The organism is Acinetobacter sp. ACNIH1 (assembly GCF_002934695.1).
Taxonomy (GTDB): Bacteria; Pseudomonadota; Gammaproteobacteria; order Pseudomonadales; family Moraxellaceae; genus Acinetobacter; species Acinetobacter variabilis.
In genome coordinates, this window is the sequence record NZ_CP026426.1 from 197,612 (window position 1) to 214,250 (window position 16,639).

Genomic DNA, 16,639 nt, shown 5'->3' on the forward strand with positions numbered 1-16,639 from the left:
GACACTGCAATCCTTAAAATATACCTGGTTTTATCCAGTGCCATTGCTCCTGATTTTTTTATCGCTCTTAATTGGACCGAGCCAAAGTCTAAATGCATGGGATTATGTGCTGTGGTGTGTGCAATTTTTATTTGGTACACCTTATTACGATGCGGAACAATTTCTATTGATGCAAAACATTCTAGTCAATGTCCGTATGCCACGTATTTTACTGACCTTTATGGTCGGTGCAGCCTTAGCCACTGCGGGGAATGGTTTACAAGCTTTATTTAGAAATCCATTAGTCGATTCGTATGTTTTAGGGATTTCCTCAGGTGCAGCTTTTGGTGCCGCCTTAGCACTGACTTTAAGTTGGCTTTCGCCGAATTTATCCGCATTTATTTTTGGTGTCTGTGCTGTGGCATTGACCTACTTATTTGCCCAACAAAAACATGAAAGCCAAACTTCGCTGGTGATGGTGATTTTATCAGGGATGATCGTATCGGGTCTATTTTTGGCAGGTTTAACCATTATTCAGTACCTCAGTGATCCATTTAAACTACAAGCCATTGTGCAATGGACCATGGGTAATCTACATCAAGCCTCGTGGCAAAAAGTGCAATATGCAATCATTCCGATTTGTATCGCTTTAGCTGGTTTATACGCCATGCGCTGGCGTTTAAACCTAATGGCTTTGGGTGCAGAAGAGGCACAGGCAGTGGGGGTGAATCCACGTTGGGAACAACTGTGTTTGATTGTGTTTGTGACCTTATGTACCTCAACTTCTGTAGCGGCCGCAGGCATTATTAGTCTGTATGGCCTGTTTATGCCGCATATCGTGCGGATGTTAGTTGGCCCTGATCATCGTTATAGCATTCCGGCCAATATGCTGTTGGGCGGTAGTTTCTTACTGTTGATTGATAACTTTTCACGGGTACTGTTGACCTTTGAAATTCCAATTGGAATTTTCACCATGCTATTGGGAGCACCATTTTTCCTATTATTAATGAAAACACAACGGACGGCTTGGGCATGATTCGCATTGAACAATTGAACTATGCCTATGGGCATAAACAGGTGTTAAAAAATATTGACTTAGCATTTCCCAAAAACCAGTTTTCAGTGATTTTAGGACGCAATGGCTGTGGTAAATCGACACTGTTTAAATTAATGGCAGGTTTAGAGCCAATCGAGCAGGGGTGTGTCTGTTATGCCGGTCGATCACTTGCAAGCTTTAAAGGTAAAGAACGTGCAGCCTTACTCGGGTTTTTACCACAATTTCATAAAACCGTATTTCCATTTTTGGTGAAAGATGTAGTGATCACGGGTCGGGCAGCCTTTAGTCGTTTTCGACCGAGTGCTGAAGATTGGGCACGCGTTGATCAAGCCTTAATTGATTTGGATATTGAGCACTTGAAAGAGCGTCCATATACCGAACTGTCAGGTGGTGAACGGCAATTAGTGATGATTGCGCGGATTTTGGTGCAAGCACCACAAGTGATTTTATTGGATGAACCGACCAATCATTTAGATGTCTATTATCAAAGCTATTTGATGAAAAAATTACGCCAATTGTCACGACAGAATTTCACTGTGATTGCGATTATGCATGATCCGAATTTGGCATTTTTATTTGCCGATGAATTGTTCTTTATGCGAGAGCATCAAGTGATTCGACCGGATAACAAAGCACGAATCACTGATCCCAAATTTTTAAAAAGTGTCTACGATGTGGAATTCCATGAAGCCATGATCAAAGACAAAACCATTGTTATTCCGGATCATTCTTGGCTATGAACATGAATTTAGATTATCAATTGTTGCAACCACAAGATCATCAACAGGCGATTGAGTTTGCGCTGTACAGCCGTCAACTCTTATTTCCAGAGCTCTATAGCTAAATACTAAATAAATCATTACAGTAATCTTTAAACAATTTATCAATATCTTTAACTCTAAATTTATTGCGAATCATTTTTACTCGTGACCACATTTTTTCTATAGGATTTAAGTCCGGGCTATATTTAGGAAGCCACACAATGTAATGGCCTGCACAACGTATCAACTCCTGAAGCCTTGTTCCTTTGTGAAAGGTGGCATTATCCATAATCAATACACTGGTTTTTTTCAGCTTTGGCAATAAATCCTGTTCAATCCAGCATTCAAATACCTCGGTATTCACTGAACAATCAAATACTCCAACTGTAAGCAATCTATTTTCGATTAATGCGCCAATCGCATTGCTACAATTTTTTAACTGCCAGTTAAATTCAGCTTCAGCTCGCGCTCCTTTATAGCTATAACTATGCGATCTCGTACTTTCGCTTTGAAAACCACTTTCATCGATATAAACCAGTGGTAATTGTTGTTCTAAACATTCAATCAAGTTCTGAAATTGCCGACGTTGATTTTGATCTGCTTTAGGGTGCTTTAACGTCTTTTTTTACGCGATATTCCTGCAGCATGTAGCGCATTAAATACTGCATGTGTACTGACACCAAAACGTTCTGCCCGTTCACTGATGTAATCATCGGGATATTGTTCAACATCATTCAATATTTGCTCTTTGCTAATTTTAGCTGGGCGACCAGGAATAGGTTTAGTTACAGTGGACTTTTTCCAATTCTGAATCGTCTGTATACAGACGTTAAAATGCTGTGCTGCTTTTCGCACAGACATTTTATCTCTAGTCATAATTTCTATGACTTTGTCTTTAAAATCTTTTGAATATCCCATGTTTCTATTGTTCTATATTTTTAAGTATTTGGCTATATCAGGCAAAAATTCCCCAAGATATTAAGCATTTTGAGAAATATTATATCGAGAGTGCTTTGGGTTGTTTTATTGTGGTGAAGGATCGAAATCGAATTATTGGCACTGTGGCATATCGTACTTATGACTATCGCTTTGATTTGGATATTCCACAGAATGCAGTGGAAGTGGTGAAGCTATTTGTGTTACCTGAGTATCGTCGTCAAGGCATTGCCACCAAGTTATGCAAGATGTTGTTTAAGCACGCAAAACAGCAGAAAATTGAAACGCTGTATTTACATACACATCCATTCTTACCAGCAGCGGAGCAGTTTTGGCAGTTACAGGGGTACGAAGTGATTAAACGTGAATGGCTAAAAAATTACGATACGATTCATATGCGATTATAATAAATTAAACAATTACATACAGTTTTAAAAGTCATTTTAAATTAGTAAAGTTTGACAACGAGGATTAATTAAATTTAACCTATATCAATTTTCATGAACTTAATTAGACTTCTTGCGTTAGTCAAAATTTAAACAGCCCAAAGCTACATTTTATAAGGTTTTAGCCAATTCAAAAATTAGGTAAAACGATACTTTCGCAAGAGGTCTATGAACTTAAAGTATCATGTACTCAATTTAACATAATCAATATTATACGAAATGAGAGTTTGTTAGAACCCATTTAAAGTGTCTATATTCTCACCAATAAAAATGTCTAGTTTATGGTGATTTAAACATCATGAACTGGATATGAAATATAGATGCTGATCACTATGTCTGACAAAGAAATTCAATGTCTTGCAGTTCTGCAAGACGTTCGAGATCATCGCATTATTTAAGTCTATGCTTTAGAATTTTTAAATCTTTTGACTTTCAAATCACTCGTTTGATTAAATTTTTAATTATTAGAATTTTTCAAGAATCGTATTACATTAAGTGCAAAGTGACTCTATTTTAAAATATGGTTTGAATCCTACTTTAAGATCTCGAGCTGAGATGCTAATATTTATTAAGTTATTTCTAATAGAAGTATACAAATGAAGGGCAAAATAAGCATTCTTATCATAATAATAATTATATTAGCTTTAGCCATTAAGATAGAAAATGACAGGAAAAAACAAAGGATTAATGAGTCGATTCTGAATGACAAAAATACTCGAGTACCTTAACCAAATAGCTGACCTACTCCTTGAACAATAGGCCTCTTGCGAAAGTATCGTTTTACCTAATTTTTGAATTGGCTAAAACCTTATAAAATGCAGCTTTGGGCTGTTTAAATTTTGACTAACGCAAGAAGTCTAATCATGATATTAGTTACTACTTTTGATGATTTTTAAGAAGATGTGTAATGTGGGATACCTTAGAGCATTTCAAGACATTAAAAACTATTGAAGTGGGTTAAGCCATTTTTTGCGCCAAAACAATCAAATAAACATCCATTTTTAAGGGAGTTTTAAGGTTAAAAATTTAAATTAATCAAATCTCATCTTAACTGAATCACTTCTATGTCCCCCGATCGTTCACTCTACAAAGGTACTTCCGGAACACAACGTATTTTCAATGCTACTCGTTATTCCGCGACCGGCCTTAAAACAGCCTTCCGAACTGAAGCAGCCTTTCGGCAGATCGTGCTGATTAACCTGATTTTGATTCCTCTTAGTTTTTGGATATCACAGAGTCTAGCTGAGCAAGCACTCATGGTGGCTGTGTGCCTGCTAGCACTGATTGTTGAACTGATTAACTCAGCAATTGAGGCAGTAGTGGATCGTATTTCCATAGAACAGCATGAGTTATCCAAAAATGCTAAGGATATGGGCAGTGCCGCCCAGTTTGTCGCACTCATTTTAATTACCGTAACTTGGGGCATCATTTTAATCGGTCATTCGTTTTGATCTCATTTCTGCTACAACGACAAGAATGGAATATTTAAAATGTCGTCCGAACGATCTCGTTTTTTACTGAATCAAATATTGCTACTGAGTTTCAGTTTTTTGCTTCTCTGGAATTTTTTTGATGTGGGTGGAGTCATTGATTTAAAACTAATCTATCCATTTATCGATGGTCAGGGACAATTTCCCCTCCGGCAAGATTGGGCACTGGCAGAGTTAAATCATCGTTATATCAAAGATCTGTTAATTCTAGTTTATATAGTGCTATTCATTGGTTGGATGGTCGCACTAAAATGGCAATCTTGGCATAAGAGACGTTGGGAATTAGGTTATTTCTTTATAATGGTAGTGCTTACAACTGGGATAATCGGAATTATCAAATCCCAGTCAGTTCATGCCTGTCCTTGGGATATGGTAACACCTACATCTAATGGGTTTTTATGGGATTTCAGTGCTACCGCTGGACATTGTTTTCCTGGTGGACATGCATCTAGTGGTTTTGCATTAATGACAGGCTATTTTGTTTATCGCACTGTAAACCGTCAGCGGGCTTATTTTTTTCTAATCGCTGCAGCGATCTTAGGCTTCGCTATGGGCTGGGCACAAATGATGCGGGGGGCACATTTCCTGAGTCACAACCTGTGGACTGGCTGGGTGATTTGGTGCATTAATATCATTGGTTATGTTTTATTTAGCCACAAAATGCCAGTTGAAAAAAACGCTTCCTTGCTCGCTAGCATCAAACAGCCTTAATACCTAAAAGACAAAAGTCTATCTATTTAGGCTTCGACCAAGGCAAATTTCACTTGTACACACAGACCACCTAAGCTGCTACTTTTTGAAAATTCTAAAGTACCGCCCAAACGTTCAGTTGCTTTATCCACAATTGATAGACCTAAGCCACTACCAATTTCAGCATGGTTATGAACCCGATAGAATCTCTGACGAATTTGGTTAAATTGCGCTGGATCAATCCCTACTCCACTATCTTCTATCTGTAGAATCGCCTGTTGACCTTGCTGCAATATCGATACATTGATCACGCCATGCTCTGGGCTGTATTTAATTGCATTATCAATCAGGTTATAAATAATCGAGTGTAGGGCTGAAGCCTGGCCCTGAATCAACAATTCTTGCTGTTGTTCTACTCCTAAATCAATTTCTTTTTGTAGTGCCAGCTGGATCAACTGCTCAATGCAGGCGACTGTCATTTGATTCAGAGACAGGGATTGTACAGGCTCAGTTAAACCTTCTGTGACATCCTGTTTAGCCAAACTTAACAGTTGATTTACCAGATGTTGCATCCTTAAGATGCCCAGACTCAAATTGTGCAAGGCATCACTTTGTGGAAATTGCTGTAATAAGATCTGTAACTGTAAATTCAAAGCTGTCAATGGTGTACGTAGTTCATGTGCAGAGTCTGCTACAAATTGACGCTGCTCTTGTTGGGCTAAGGAAATACGGCCAAATAGGTAATTCATTTCCTCAATGGTCGGTTCTAGCTCCAAAGGATATTCTTTCATTTCAATTGGTTTTAATTCTTGAGCCTTACGGCTGGCCAATTCTGTTTTAAAATCAATAAGAGGCTGAAAACTTCTCCGAATTACCCAGCTTAAACCGAATATAGCAAAAGGAAGAAATAGTACATAAGGGAGAAACATATTCACTGCGAGCTCCAATGCTAGATCTTGCCGGACATTTTTTTGCTGGCTTACTTGGATCTGTAATTGGTCTCCAGGAATGATATAAGTTAGCCAGGTCCCGTATGGGGTTTGATGTGTATAGAATCCTGCTTTCTTGACCGATGCAACCAAAACATCCTGTGGATGTAATGTAGTATCTGTATAAGACCAAATATCTACAAATAAATCTTCTTCACTATACTGTTTTCCTAAATCAATCTCGCTTTGTAGCGGTTCAGGATGATTTTCTGCAATGCGCTCTGCGAGACTTTGCATCTGTTTGTCCAAGACTTCATTAATTTCTTCAAGTGCAATCCGGTATGCCGCAAAGATTAGTACACAGCCTAATACTACGCTAAACAATGAAATATAAATAATTAGACGTTTTTGCAAGGAATAGCGTTTTTTTATCATGCTTTACCCTAAGCGATATCCTAGTCCACGAATCGTCCGGATAAAGTCTTTCCCTAATTTGGCCCGCAGATGATGAATATAGACTTCCACAGTATTACTACTTACATCACTATCGAAATCATAAAGTTTGTCTTCTAAATCATTTTTAGAAAAAATTTTGTTTGGATACGTTAATAGTGCGGTGAGAATAGACCATTCTCGATTAGATAATTCTATAGCCTGTCCGTTAAATAATGCGATGTGTTGCTCAATATCCAATTCCAAACCACTGTGTAATAACTTCTTATTAGTATCTTTCTCAATATTTATACTTCCACTTCGACGCATTAAAGCGTGAATACGTGCCAGTAGCTCGTCAAATTCATAAGGTTTAATTAAGTAATCATCTGCCCCATCATTCAGTCCATCTACCCGGTTTTGTAGCTGATCTTGAGCAGAAATAATCAGGACAGGTAAACTTGGGAACTTTTGACGGATATTTTTAAGTACCAGCATACCATCCATCATTGGCAAACCCAGATCTAGCAGGACAATATTATAATTTTGCTGTTGTAGCTGTTTTAAGCCATCAATGCCATTGTTGACCCAGTGCACATCAAATTGATGGAGCTTGAGCAATGTTTTAGTTGACTCGGCAATCATGAAGTCATCTTCAATAATCAATATTTTATGCATCTCAAGCTCTGTTCTTTAATGATGATGAGCATTGTGCAAGCATATCATTTTTAGCTTCAATCACTTGCGTTTTTATACCCAGCAAACTCAATAAACTCGGGAACAGATTATCCTGACTGTGCATCTTACCGGTTTGTGCTTTGAGACAGTTGACCTGCTGGGTATTGTACTGTTGCCAATACTCTGAAAACCACATCAACATTGGAACATGGGTCTGTTGCGTTGGTGCTATGCTATAAGGGGCACCGTGCAGATATAGACCATGTTCTCCGGTAGATTCACCATGATCAGACAGATACCAGAAACCAGTTTGATATTGTTTTTGATCCTGCAATGTTTTGATCATCTGAGCAAGGACATAATCTGTATAGACAATAGAATTATCATAGCTATTTTTTAGCTCATCGGCGCTACAGCCCTGAATGGCATTGGTATTACAGGTTGGTTGGAAAGGTTGGTATGGTGATTTGGAGCGTTTGAAATAAGCCGGACCGTGGCTGCCCATTTGGTGCAGAACGATCAACTGTGGTTTTTGATTATTTTTATCGAGATGTGACAAATAATCTTTCAGACTATCTACCAATATTTCATCAAAACATTCACCTTCAGCATCACACCACTTTTGTTTTAGTTGAGTGGGAATTTGATAATTTTGAATCCGGTTACAGGCACCTTTACAGCCAGAATTATTATCAATCCAAGTCACTTGATAACCAGCACGCTGAGCAATATCTAGTAATCCTTCACGATGGCTAGCCAACTGTTCATCATAGTTTTGACGTGTCATCCCTGAAAACATACAAGGTACTGAAACAGCTGTGGCAGTTCCGCAAGAACTGACTTGATTAAAATTTATCACCTGCAGTTTGCTCAGTTCAGGATTTGTATTACGTGCATAGCCATTTAGAGCAAAGCTCTCAGCACGTGCAGTTTCCCCTACTACCAGCACCATCAATTTAGGTTTGCTTTGCATTTGAGTCTGCTGAAGTAGATGTGCATCTTCACCAAAGGTCACCAATGGCAAATTTGCTTTAGGGGCTTTTTTCTTATAATAGGATAATGTAGATGCAATACTGTTTTGTGGGGAGATCATCCCTTTCAGGTCACGATGCTCACGAAAGATGGCAGCATAATCGACATAAAAACAGAATAATAAGCTGAGTATTAATCCGAGTGAAAGTACACTGCTCAAACTTTTATGCAACAATTGACGCCCCAATGATACAGGCTGAATTTTAAGTATCCACACGATAAAGAGTGGGAAAATGACAAATACCAATGTCCAGATAATTAATCGTATTGACCAAAGATCCCGAATTTCACGAACATCAGTTTGTAACATATTCTGGATCTGGTCTGGGGTAATGACTACACCTAGACTATTAACAAAATAAGCACTAAAGCCACCCAGAATGATCAGAATACTGGCTAGTATTTTGGCATTCCACTTCCAGATAAGCCATTGTAATACCAGATAATAAAAGCCAATAACAACCAAGACTGTCGTAGCTAATAGTGCCCATGCTTTGAAATTGCTATGGGGCGTCAGTTGATGAATTTTTTGATAAAAAGAAAAATTCAAAACTAATCCCAACCAAATAGCGAGCATCAGATTAAATCTTGCTAAAGGAATTGGTTTGATTTGAAGAAGGCTTGGAAAAGAAGTCAGTTTAAGCATTTTTTAATTTCGAAGACTTTAATATGCTTTAGCCTAAAATTTGAATCTTAAAAATGACTTAAAATAATCTGAGAACTACAAAAACTCAGACATATTAGACCTCTTGCGAAAGTATCGTTTTACCTAATTTTTGAATTGGCTAAAACCTTATAAAATGTAGCTTTGGGCTGTTTAAATTTTGACTAACGCAAGAAGTCTACTATGTCTGATAAAGAGATTCAAAGTCTTGCAGTTCTGTAAGACGTTTGAGATCATCGTATTACCCAGGTCCGTGCTGCTGAAATCCTGAATCTTTCTACCCGTCAAATTGCCCGGTTATTGCAGAAGCTTAATCAAGATGGGGTTTCAGGTCTGGCGCATGCCAGTCGTGGTCAACCTGGCCATCGTCGCCATGACGTCCTGTTAAAATCGAAATGTCTTTCCATTATTTCTGAACATCTGCTGGGCTTTGGACCTAAATTGGCACATGAGAAGCTCAGCAGCATATTTGACCTGAATATCCCGGTAGAAACAGTTCGTTCGGCGCTGGATGACGCCCAATGACCTGTGGATCGAGATCAGCGCATGAAACGTCCGTACCAGCCACGCTATAACCGTGATTGCTTCGGTGAGCTGATCTAGATTGATGGCTCATACCATGACTGGTTTGAAGGTCGAGCTGTAAAATGCTGCTTGCTGGTTTATATCGATGATGCCGCTGGAAAGCTGTTGCATCTGTGCTTTTGTGAGGCTGAAACGACCTTTGATTACATGCTTTCAACCCGAGCCTACATTGAACAATACGGCAAACCTCTGGACTTTTATAGCGACAAACATTTGGTATTCAGAGTTAAGCAGAAATCCAAGCAGGACAGCCAGATCACGCAATTTAACCGGATTCTGAATGAGTTAAACATTGATATTATCTTTGGCAACTCACCACAGGCTAAAGGTCGCGTAGAACGCGCGAATAGAACCCTTCAAAACCGTTTGATAAAGGAGATACGTCTGGGAAGGCATCAGTTCGATTGCCAAAGCGAATGCCTGGCTACCCTGCTTCATTGAGCAGTTTAATCAGAGAAGTTTGCCAAATGTGCGCGAAACTCAAAGAACCTGCATCAGCCATTAACCGAATCTGATCTTGAACTGGATGATATTTTTACTTGGCGTGAACCCCGTAGAGTCACGAATAGCCTGACCATTACTTATGATAAATGCGTATATCTCCTAGAGAAGAAAGAAGAAAATCAGAGGCTGATCAGTAAATATCTTGAGTTTCTGGAATACCCGGAGGTACTGTAGCCATCATGTGTGATGGTCGAAAGCTCAACTACAGCCTCTTCGATAAATTAAGTCAGCTGAATCAGTGAGAGATTGTTGAGAATAAACGGTTAGGTTCAGTCCTGGCGCATATTTAACATCAACATGAAGAATTAGAAAAACAAAATAAACGTTCTCGTTTCAAGAAAAGTATGCCGAGTCGTAAATCTCAGAAAGCTGTTATTGAACAAAGAAATCTGAATCCTGTGCTTGACTCTTGTGGGGTAAAAAACAGGACATTTTAATTGGTGAATAACATACAAATCTACTGTACACTTTTTTAGCACTCCTTTGACCCTGAAGTAAAGGAAAAAAGCCTAGATTTAAGCATAATAGCTATTTCGTTTCTTAGAAAATCGTTCAAGCTGCTTTAAGAACCCTTCAAAATAGTCTCTCTGTTTTTCATCCGTTCTAAAACCTGCATATAAGGTTCGGCGTAATCCTTCAGGTGAAACACATTCTAGACGTCGTGACGTGACCCAGCCTTTCGCTTCATATTCATTCACTACCCAATCAGGTAGCGCTGCAATACCACGTCCGCTCGCCACAAGCTGAATCAGCATTTGGGTTAAGTCAGTGGTTCGAATGTTTTTAGGTTGAATATTTGCAGGAATAAATAGTTTCGACATGATATCTAAACGATGTTTATCCACTGGATAAGTAATCAGTGTTTCTTCAGCTAACTCTTTAGCGGTAATTTGCTCTACACGTACCAATGGATGGGTTGTTGATAAAACAAGTCGCGATTCATATTCAAATACCGGAAAGTATTCAACACCTTTTAAAGCGATTGGATCTGCTGTAATCAGTAAGTCAAATTCGCCATTTTGCAATAACTCATGTGGATTCGCTTCAAATCCTGATGCGAAGTCTAAATCGACATCTGGATATTGAATACGATACTGATTTAATAGTGGCATAAGCCAATCGAAACAACTATGGCATTCAGAAGAAAATGTGATTCGACCTGTTTGACCATGTAGAATTCTACTGATATCAGCTTGTGCGATTTGTACTTGTGGCAAAATCTCATCTGCTAGTTTTAGTAGACGTTGACCAACATTAGAAAAAGTAATAGGTCGAGTCTTGCGGTTCACGACCTCAACACCCATCCACTGATCAAGCTCACGTAGCTGATGAGATACCGCTGAAGGTGTAATGCAAAGATCGCTCGCAGCTGCGACTAAAGAACCATGTTCTCTTAAAGCTGAAAGCATTCTTAAGTGTTTTAATTCGATCATCTTGGGAGAAACTCAAATCATTGTCCTTGTAAGGATACATTAAAAGCAAAGATTAAAAGCCCACATGAAGCAGGCTATTTAACATGATGAATGATCATTGCGTAATATCAAATGAATCCTTTCACAAGGAAAAAGCATCCAACAATGACCAATAAAACGGCAAAGCATTTCTTCAACATTACTGGCGATAAGGCATGTGCAGCCTTCGCACCAAATTTTGCAGTGATGAAACTCATGATACTGATGCCAATGAAGGCATAAATATGAACATAACCAATAGTATTCGGCACATTGATTTCAGCATTCATGCCAAAAATCATAAATCCTAATGCACCTGCAACCGCAATCGGTAACCCACACGCCGCAGATGTTCCAACAGCCTTCTGCATGACCACACCATAGCGATTCAGATATGGAACTGTCAGACTTCCACCACCAATACCAAAGATTGCTGATGCAACCCCAATCATACTACCTGCAGCAACTTGTTGACCTGATGAGGGTAACGTTTTCGTTGGGTCAATTGCTTTTTTGGCACCTGTAAACATCGTATATGCGACCCAAATCAGAAATAAGCCAACAATGATTTGTAGATGTAATCCTGATATCAAACCAGCAATACCTGCCCCAAAAAAACAACCAATTGCCATAGGTGGCGCTAGATTTTTAAAAACAGGCCAAATCACAGCACCAGTTTTATGATGCGCAATCAATGAGCTAATCGAGGTTACAACAATGGTTGCCAAAGATGTGCCTAATGCGAGGTGCATAACCACATCGGGGTCATAGCCCATTTGGGTAAAGACAATAAAAAGCAGTGGTACAATAATCGTACCACCGCCGACGCCAAACAGCCCTGCCGCAAAACCAGCAAAAGCACCGATGATTAAAAAGGTTATAAGTTCCACAATAGACTAACTTTTAAAAAGATGAAGGAATTAAGGCATTGGGTTAAACGTGTTCCAATTGACCCACTTGATGATAAGCACGGTTAAAATACACCAGACTTTCTTCTTGATCGCTTTGTTGAACTTTAAGAACACGACACATGAAAACACTGTGTGTACCGACTTGCTGAATATCTTGAATCTCACAGTCAAAACTGACCAAGGCATCTTTCAAAATAGGTGAACCAGTTTCCATCGTACTCCAATCACCGAGTTTGAAACGATCTTCTGAGCTGAATTTACTTGAAGCAAAAGCATTTGAAAGCTGTTCATGCTGAGTACTTAGTACGTTTACAGCCAAGACTTTATTTTCAACAAAATGGGCATGTGAACGGGAGGATTGATTCATACAGACTAATAACATTGGCGGTGTATCCGTCACGCTACATACGGCAGATGCAGTAAATCCATGCATACCTGTTTCACCCAAAGTCGTAATAACATTCACTGCTGTGGTGAGTAAAGACATTGCATTTCTAAAGTCTGTTGCTTCAATCATCTCTTTCATCTCAAATGTACATATCACGTGCTCGTGCATAAAGCTGGACAAATGACCTTGCGATGATTTGTTCTGCTTCGCACGAGACTACGTTTGATTAAGCTTCTAGCTCTTTACGAACAATGGCAGCACCTGCGCTTAAAGCTTCAAGTTTGCCACGTGCCACTTGGCGAGATAGCGGTGTCATACCACAGTTAGTTGAAGGATACAGTTTATCTGCATCAACAAATTGCAATGCTTTGCGTAGCGTATTTGCTACTTCCTCTGCAGTTTCCACTTGAGTGGTTGCCACATCAATGGCACCCACCATCACTTTCTTACCACGGATCAATTCGATTAAATCCATTGGTACACGTGAGTTTTGGCATTCAAGTGAAATAATATCGAGCTTAGATTGTTGTAGTTTCGGGAATGACTCTTCGTATTGACGCCATTCATTACCTAAAGTTTGTTTCCAATCTGTATTGGCTTTAATGCCGTAACCATAGCAAATATGAACTGCAGTTTCACATTTTAGACCTTCAAGTGCACGTTCTAAGGTTGGTACACCCCAGTCATTCACTTCATCAAAGAATACGTTAAACGCAGGTTCATCAAATTGAATAATGTCTACGCCTGCTGCTTCAAGTTCTAAAGCTTCTTGGTTCAAAATTTTGGCAAATTCCCAAGCCAGTTTTTCACGGCTCTTGTAGTGTCCGTCAAAAAGTGTATCAATCATGGTCATTGGACCAGGCAACGCCCATTTAATTGGCTGACTGGTTTGGCTGCGTAAAAATTTCGCATCGTCTACAAACACTGCTTTTTTACGAGAAACTTCACCCACAACTGAAGGTACACTTGCATCATAACGATTACGAATACGCATGGTTTCACGCTTTTCGAAATCTACACCTTCAAGATGTTCAATAAACGTGGTTACAAAGTGCTGACGGGTTTGCTCACCATCACTCACGATATCGATACCTGCAGTGACTTGCTCATGTAATGATAATTTCAAAGCATCACGTTTAGCTTCTAATAATTCTTCGCCTTCAAGCTTCCATGCAGACCATAATTTTTCAGGTTCAGCTAACCAAGACGGTTTTGGCAAGCTACCCGCAGTTGAAGTTGGGAGTAAAAGTTTCGGTTGTGTAAGCGCCATGTCTAATCTTCTTTCTCTAAAATTCGTCAGTCTGTGTGTCAATTCGATGTCTTAAGCAGCTGTTTCGACCTTAAAGTTTGCTGCCCATTCATTTAAAATATCTTGATATGGTTTGATGAAGTTTTCTTCTGTCCATTTACCTTGCTTAACCGCTAACTCACCACGTTCAACACGGTCATAAACGATACGTGTCAGTGAGTAATCGCCATAGCTCAAGCTTGGTTGATACTCCACACCTGCCGGAGAGTTGGTGTTGTAAATTTCAGGACGATAAATTTTTTGGAAGCTTTCCATGGTTGCAATCGCGCTGATCAATTCAAAATCAGTATAATCACGAACTAAGTCGCCAGCGAAATAGAATGCTAATGGTGCATTACCACCTTCTGGTTTGAAGTAACGTACACGTAAGCCCATTTTGGCGAAATATTCATCGGTACGTGAATATTCATCATTGGTATATTCCTCACCTAAAATAGGATGTACGTTTGCCGTACGGTAATAGGTTTTAGAGGTTGAAACACTTAAACAAATCACAGGTGGCTTGGTAAATTCTGCCTTAAATACATCTGAATTCACCAAATGTTGATACAATTTACCATGTAGATCTCCAAAATCTTCAGGTTTTTCACCTACACCACAACCCAATTGAGGCAATACTACGCTGAAGTCGTAATCACGCACATAAGATGAGAAGCTATTGCCGATCATGCCTTCAATACGCTCCCCTGTTTTATGGTCAATCACTACACTTTTCAGTGTTTCAATAAATGGAAAGGTTTGGCCATTGCCTTCGATATCAATTTCAGCAGAAATGATGTCGATCTCAAGTGAGTAGCGATCACCTTTCGGGTTATCAACGGTCGCCAAGCTATTAAAACGGTTGTTGATCATCGCAAGGGTACGACGCAAGTTTTCTTCACGGCTTTCTCCACGTGCCAAATTGGCAAAATTTGTGGTTAAACGTGTGCTTTCTGCTGGCGTGTAGTTTTCATCAAAACGGATACGTTTAATTGAACACTCAAATGCTGTACTCATGGAGATTACCACCTAAAAATTTTATAAAAAGCTAAATTTCTGAATGGCTGTATTTAAACGTGAATAAGAAAGTGAGTAAAACGATATAAATTCAGCTTAAGATGAGAAATACTCATCTTAATAAATTAAAGATGCTGAGGATTTTTAGTTATTCAGTAAGCTAAGAGCATATTCTGGTCCAATTGGACACTTAATAGTATATCGTACTGGACATAGATTCTTCTTTTAATTGGATACTCTGATTTTCAGATACTCTTTGTATCTAAAACGAAATTTAAATGAAAAAGTAAAATAAGTCCTATGAAAAAAGCAGTTATTGCACTGAGTTGCTTAAGTATATTTATGACAGGCTGTTCCTCGCTTCTTAATCCAAGTATTCACAATTCACTAAAAGAAGTGAGAACATCGAACTTCCTAAAAAATGAAGATAAAACAAAAACCATTGGTGGGATTGATGCAAACAGTAATGGTGTTCGAGATGATATTGAGGGATACATAAATCTCAAATATGGAAATAACCCAAATTTGTTAGCGTATATATGCAGTATGCAAAAGAATTACGAACAAAGCTGACGTTGGCTAGTGATGATCGTGAAGCCTATAGTCGAGCATCACACAAAGTCAGCAGGCAAATGATTTGTGCTTCGAAAATTGACTATGAAGTTGAGCCTGAAAAAATGTATCGGGACACAATGATCATCTATGCTCTGTCGGTGAATACTAAGCAGCGCAAGGCTGAAAGTAATCGTATTAGCTCATTGGTGAGTGGCATGGTCTTCATATTGCCAACTGAGGAACATTGCAAAAATTAACGATTTATTAAAATGTCCAAGTTAAAGAAGAATGGGTGTCCAAATACTTATTGATTTTGCAAGCTAAGCGGCTATAGCTAAATACTAAATAAATCATTACAGTAATCTTTAAACAATTTATCAATATCTTTAACTCTAAATTTATTGCGAATCATTTTTACTCGTGACCACATTTTTTCTATAGGATTTAAGTCCGGGCTATATTTAGGAAGCCACACAATGTAATGGCCTGCACAACGTATCAACTCCTGAAGCCTTGTTCCTTTGTGAAAGGTGGCATTATCCATAATCAATACACTGGTTTTTTTCAGCTTTGGCAATAAATCCTGTTCAATCCAGCATTCAAATACCTCGGTATTCACTGAACAATCAAATACTCCAACTGTAAGCAATCTATTTTCGATTAATGCGCCAATCGCATTGCTACAATTTTTTAACTGCCAGTTAAATTCAGCTTCAGCTCGCGCTCCTTTATAGCTATAACTATGCGATCTCGTACTTTCGCTTTGAAAACCACTTTCATCGATATAAACCAGTGGTAATTGTTGTTCTAAACATTCAATCAAGTTCTGAAATTGCCGACGTTGAT

16 protein-coding genes and 4 pseudogenes are annotated in these 16,639 nt (G+C 38.8%); 9 read left to right on the forward strand and 11 right to left on the reverse strand.

Annotated elements, in window-relative coordinates:
* The first annotated feature begins 4 nt into the window (after positions 1-4).
* From C3F22_RS17850 to C3F22_RS18815, 3 genes and pseudogenes are all read left to right on the forward strand, one after another.
* Positions 5-1,015 (forward strand): FecCD family ABC transporter permease, encoded by a 1,011-nt coding sequence (locus C3F22_RS17850; RefSeq protein ID WP_104427083.1) that lies wholly within the window; start codon positions 5-7, stop codon positions 1,013-1,015.
* Positions 1,012-1,776, forward strand: coding sequence for an ABC transporter ATP-binding protein (locus C3F22_RS17855; protein WP_004812169.1), 765 nt, complete (start codon positions 1,012-1,014; stop codon positions 1,774-1,776). Before C3F22_RS17850 ends, C3F22_RS17855 begins: the two co-directional genes overlap by 4 nt.
* A pseudogene (locus C3F22_RS18815) lies at positions 1,773-1,874 on the forward strand (GNAT family N-acetyltransferase); the annotation flags it as partial. The gene C3F22_RS17855 and the pseudogene C3F22_RS18815, both read left to right, overlap by 4 nt.
* Before the next feature lie 2 nt (positions 1,875-1,876).
* On the opposite strand, the gene C3F22_RS17860 reads toward C3F22_RS18815, so the two are convergent.
* Positions 1,877-2,365, reverse strand: coding sequence for a transposase (locus C3F22_RS17860; protein ID WP_158651686.1), 489 nt, complete (start codon positions 2,363-2,365; stop codon positions 1,877-1,879).
* A gap of 44 nt (positions 2,366-2,409) precedes the next feature.
* Positions 2,410-2,715, reverse strand: a complete 306-nt coding sequence (locus C3F22_RS17865) for an IS630 transposase-related protein (protein ID WP_004779997.1) — start codon at positions 2,713-2,715, stop codon at positions 2,410-2,412.
* Between the two features lie 50 nt (positions 2,716-2,765).
* Here C3F22_RS17865 and C3F22_RS17870 point away from each other — a divergent pair.
* The 4 genes and pseudogenes from C3F22_RS17870 to C3F22_RS17880 all read left to right on the forward strand — a co-directional run.
* Positions 2,766-3,140 (forward strand): annotated as a pseudogene (locus tag C3F22_RS17870) (GNAT family N-acetyltransferase); the annotation flags it as partial.
* A gap of 359 nt (positions 3,141-3,499) precedes the next feature.
* A pseudogene (locus C3F22_RS18860) lies at positions 3,500-3,639 on the forward strand (ISNCY family transposase); the annotation flags it as partial.
* Positions 3,640-4,243: 604 nt separating this feature from the next.
* Positions 4,244-4,630, forward strand: a complete 387-nt coding sequence (locus tag C3F22_RS17875) for a diacylglycerol kinase (protein WP_004780021.1) — start codon at positions 4,244-4,246, stop codon at positions 4,628-4,630.
* Positions 4,631-4,669: 39 nt separating this feature from the next.
* Complete coding sequence (locus C3F22_RS17880; protein ID WP_004780023.1) at positions 4,670-5,380, forward strand: phosphatase PAP2 family protein; 711 nt, start codon at positions 4,670-4,672, stop codon at positions 5,378-5,380.
* Between the two features lie 26 nt (positions 5,381-5,406).
* On the opposite strand, the gene C3F22_RS17885 is transcribed toward C3F22_RS17880, so the two are convergent.
* The 3 genes from C3F22_RS17885 to C3F22_RS17895 are packed head-to-tail and all read right to left on the reverse strand — an operon-like array spanning position 5,407 to position 9,076.
* Complete coding sequence (locus C3F22_RS17885) at positions 5,407-6,723, reverse strand: ATP-binding protein (RefSeq protein WP_004812165.1); 1,317 nt, start codon at positions 6,721-6,723, stop codon at positions 5,407-5,409.
* Between the two features lie 3 nt (positions 6,724-6,726).
* On the reverse strand, positions 6,727-7,398 hold the full coding sequence (locus C3F22_RS17890) for a response regulator transcription factor (protein WP_104427077.1): 672 nt from the start codon (positions 7,396-7,398) through the stop codon (positions 6,727-6,729).
* A 1-nt stretch (position 7,399) separates the two neighbouring features.
* The gene (locus tag C3F22_RS17895; protein WP_004812162.1) at positions 7,400-9,076 is read right to left on the reverse strand and encodes a phosphoethanolamine transferase; all 1,677 of its coding nucleotides are present in this window, start codon (positions 9,074-9,076) and stop codon (positions 7,400-7,402) included.
* 258 nt (positions 9,077-9,334) lie between these two features.
* Here C3F22_RS17895 and C3F22_RS17900 point away from each other — a divergent pair.
* Positions 9,335-10,620 (forward strand): annotated as a pseudogene (locus C3F22_RS17900) (ISNCY family transposase).
* 78 nt (positions 10,621-10,698) lie between these two features.
* Here C3F22_RS17900 and C3F22_RS17905 read toward each other — a convergent pair.
* The 5 genes from C3F22_RS17905 to C3F22_RS17925 all read right to left on the reverse strand — a co-directional run bounded on the left by C3F22_RS17905 (position 10,699) and on the right by C3F22_RS17925 (position 15,238).
* A complete protein-coding gene (locus tag C3F22_RS17905) occupies positions 10,699-11,616 on the reverse strand; it encodes a LysR family transcriptional regulator (protein ID WP_004780028.1) in 918 nt (305 codons plus the stop codon).
* Between the two features lie 107 nt (positions 11,617-11,723).
* On the reverse strand, positions 11,724-12,524 hold the full coding sequence (locus C3F22_RS17910) for a sulfite exporter TauE/SafE family protein (RefSeq protein ID WP_004780030.1): 801 nt from the start codon (positions 12,522-12,524) through the stop codon (positions 11,724-11,726).
* Positions 12,525-12,567: 43 nt separating this feature from the next.
* A complete protein-coding gene (locus C3F22_RS17915) occupies positions 12,568-13,062 on the reverse strand; it encodes a flavin reductase family protein (protein ID WP_004780032.1) in 495 nt (164 codons plus the stop codon).
* Between the two features lie 97 nt (positions 13,063-13,159).
* Positions 13,160-14,203 carry a methionine synthase gene (locus C3F22_RS17920; RefSeq protein ID WP_004281804.1) on the reverse strand — a complete coding sequence of 348 codons (1,044 nt, stop codon included), beginning with the start codon at positions 14,201-14,203 and terminating at the stop codon, positions 13,160-13,162.
* 51 nt (positions 14,204-14,254) lie between these two features.
* Positions 14,255-15,238, reverse strand: a complete 984-nt coding sequence (locus C3F22_RS17925; RefSeq protein WP_004647848.1) for a putative oxygenase MesX — start codon at positions 15,236-15,238, stop codon at positions 14,255-14,257.
* 539 nt (positions 15,239-15,777) lie between these two features.
* On the opposite strand from C3F22_RS17925, the gene C3F22_RS17935 reads away from it, so the two are divergent.
* The gene (locus tag C3F22_RS17935) at positions 15,778-16,050 is read left to right on the forward strand and encodes a hypothetical protein (RefSeq protein ID WP_004780037.1); all 273 of its coding nucleotides are present in this window, start codon (positions 15,778-15,780) and stop codon (positions 16,048-16,050) included.
* A gap of 77 nt (positions 16,051-16,127) precedes the next feature.
* Here the strand turns inward: C3F22_RS17935 and C3F22_RS17940 are convergent, their stop codons facing one another.
* Positions 16,128-16,616, reverse strand: coding sequence for a transposase (locus C3F22_RS17940; protein ID WP_158651686.1), 489 nt, complete (start codon positions 16,614-16,616; stop codon positions 16,128-16,130).
* Positions 16,617-16,639: the final 23 nt, after the last annotated feature.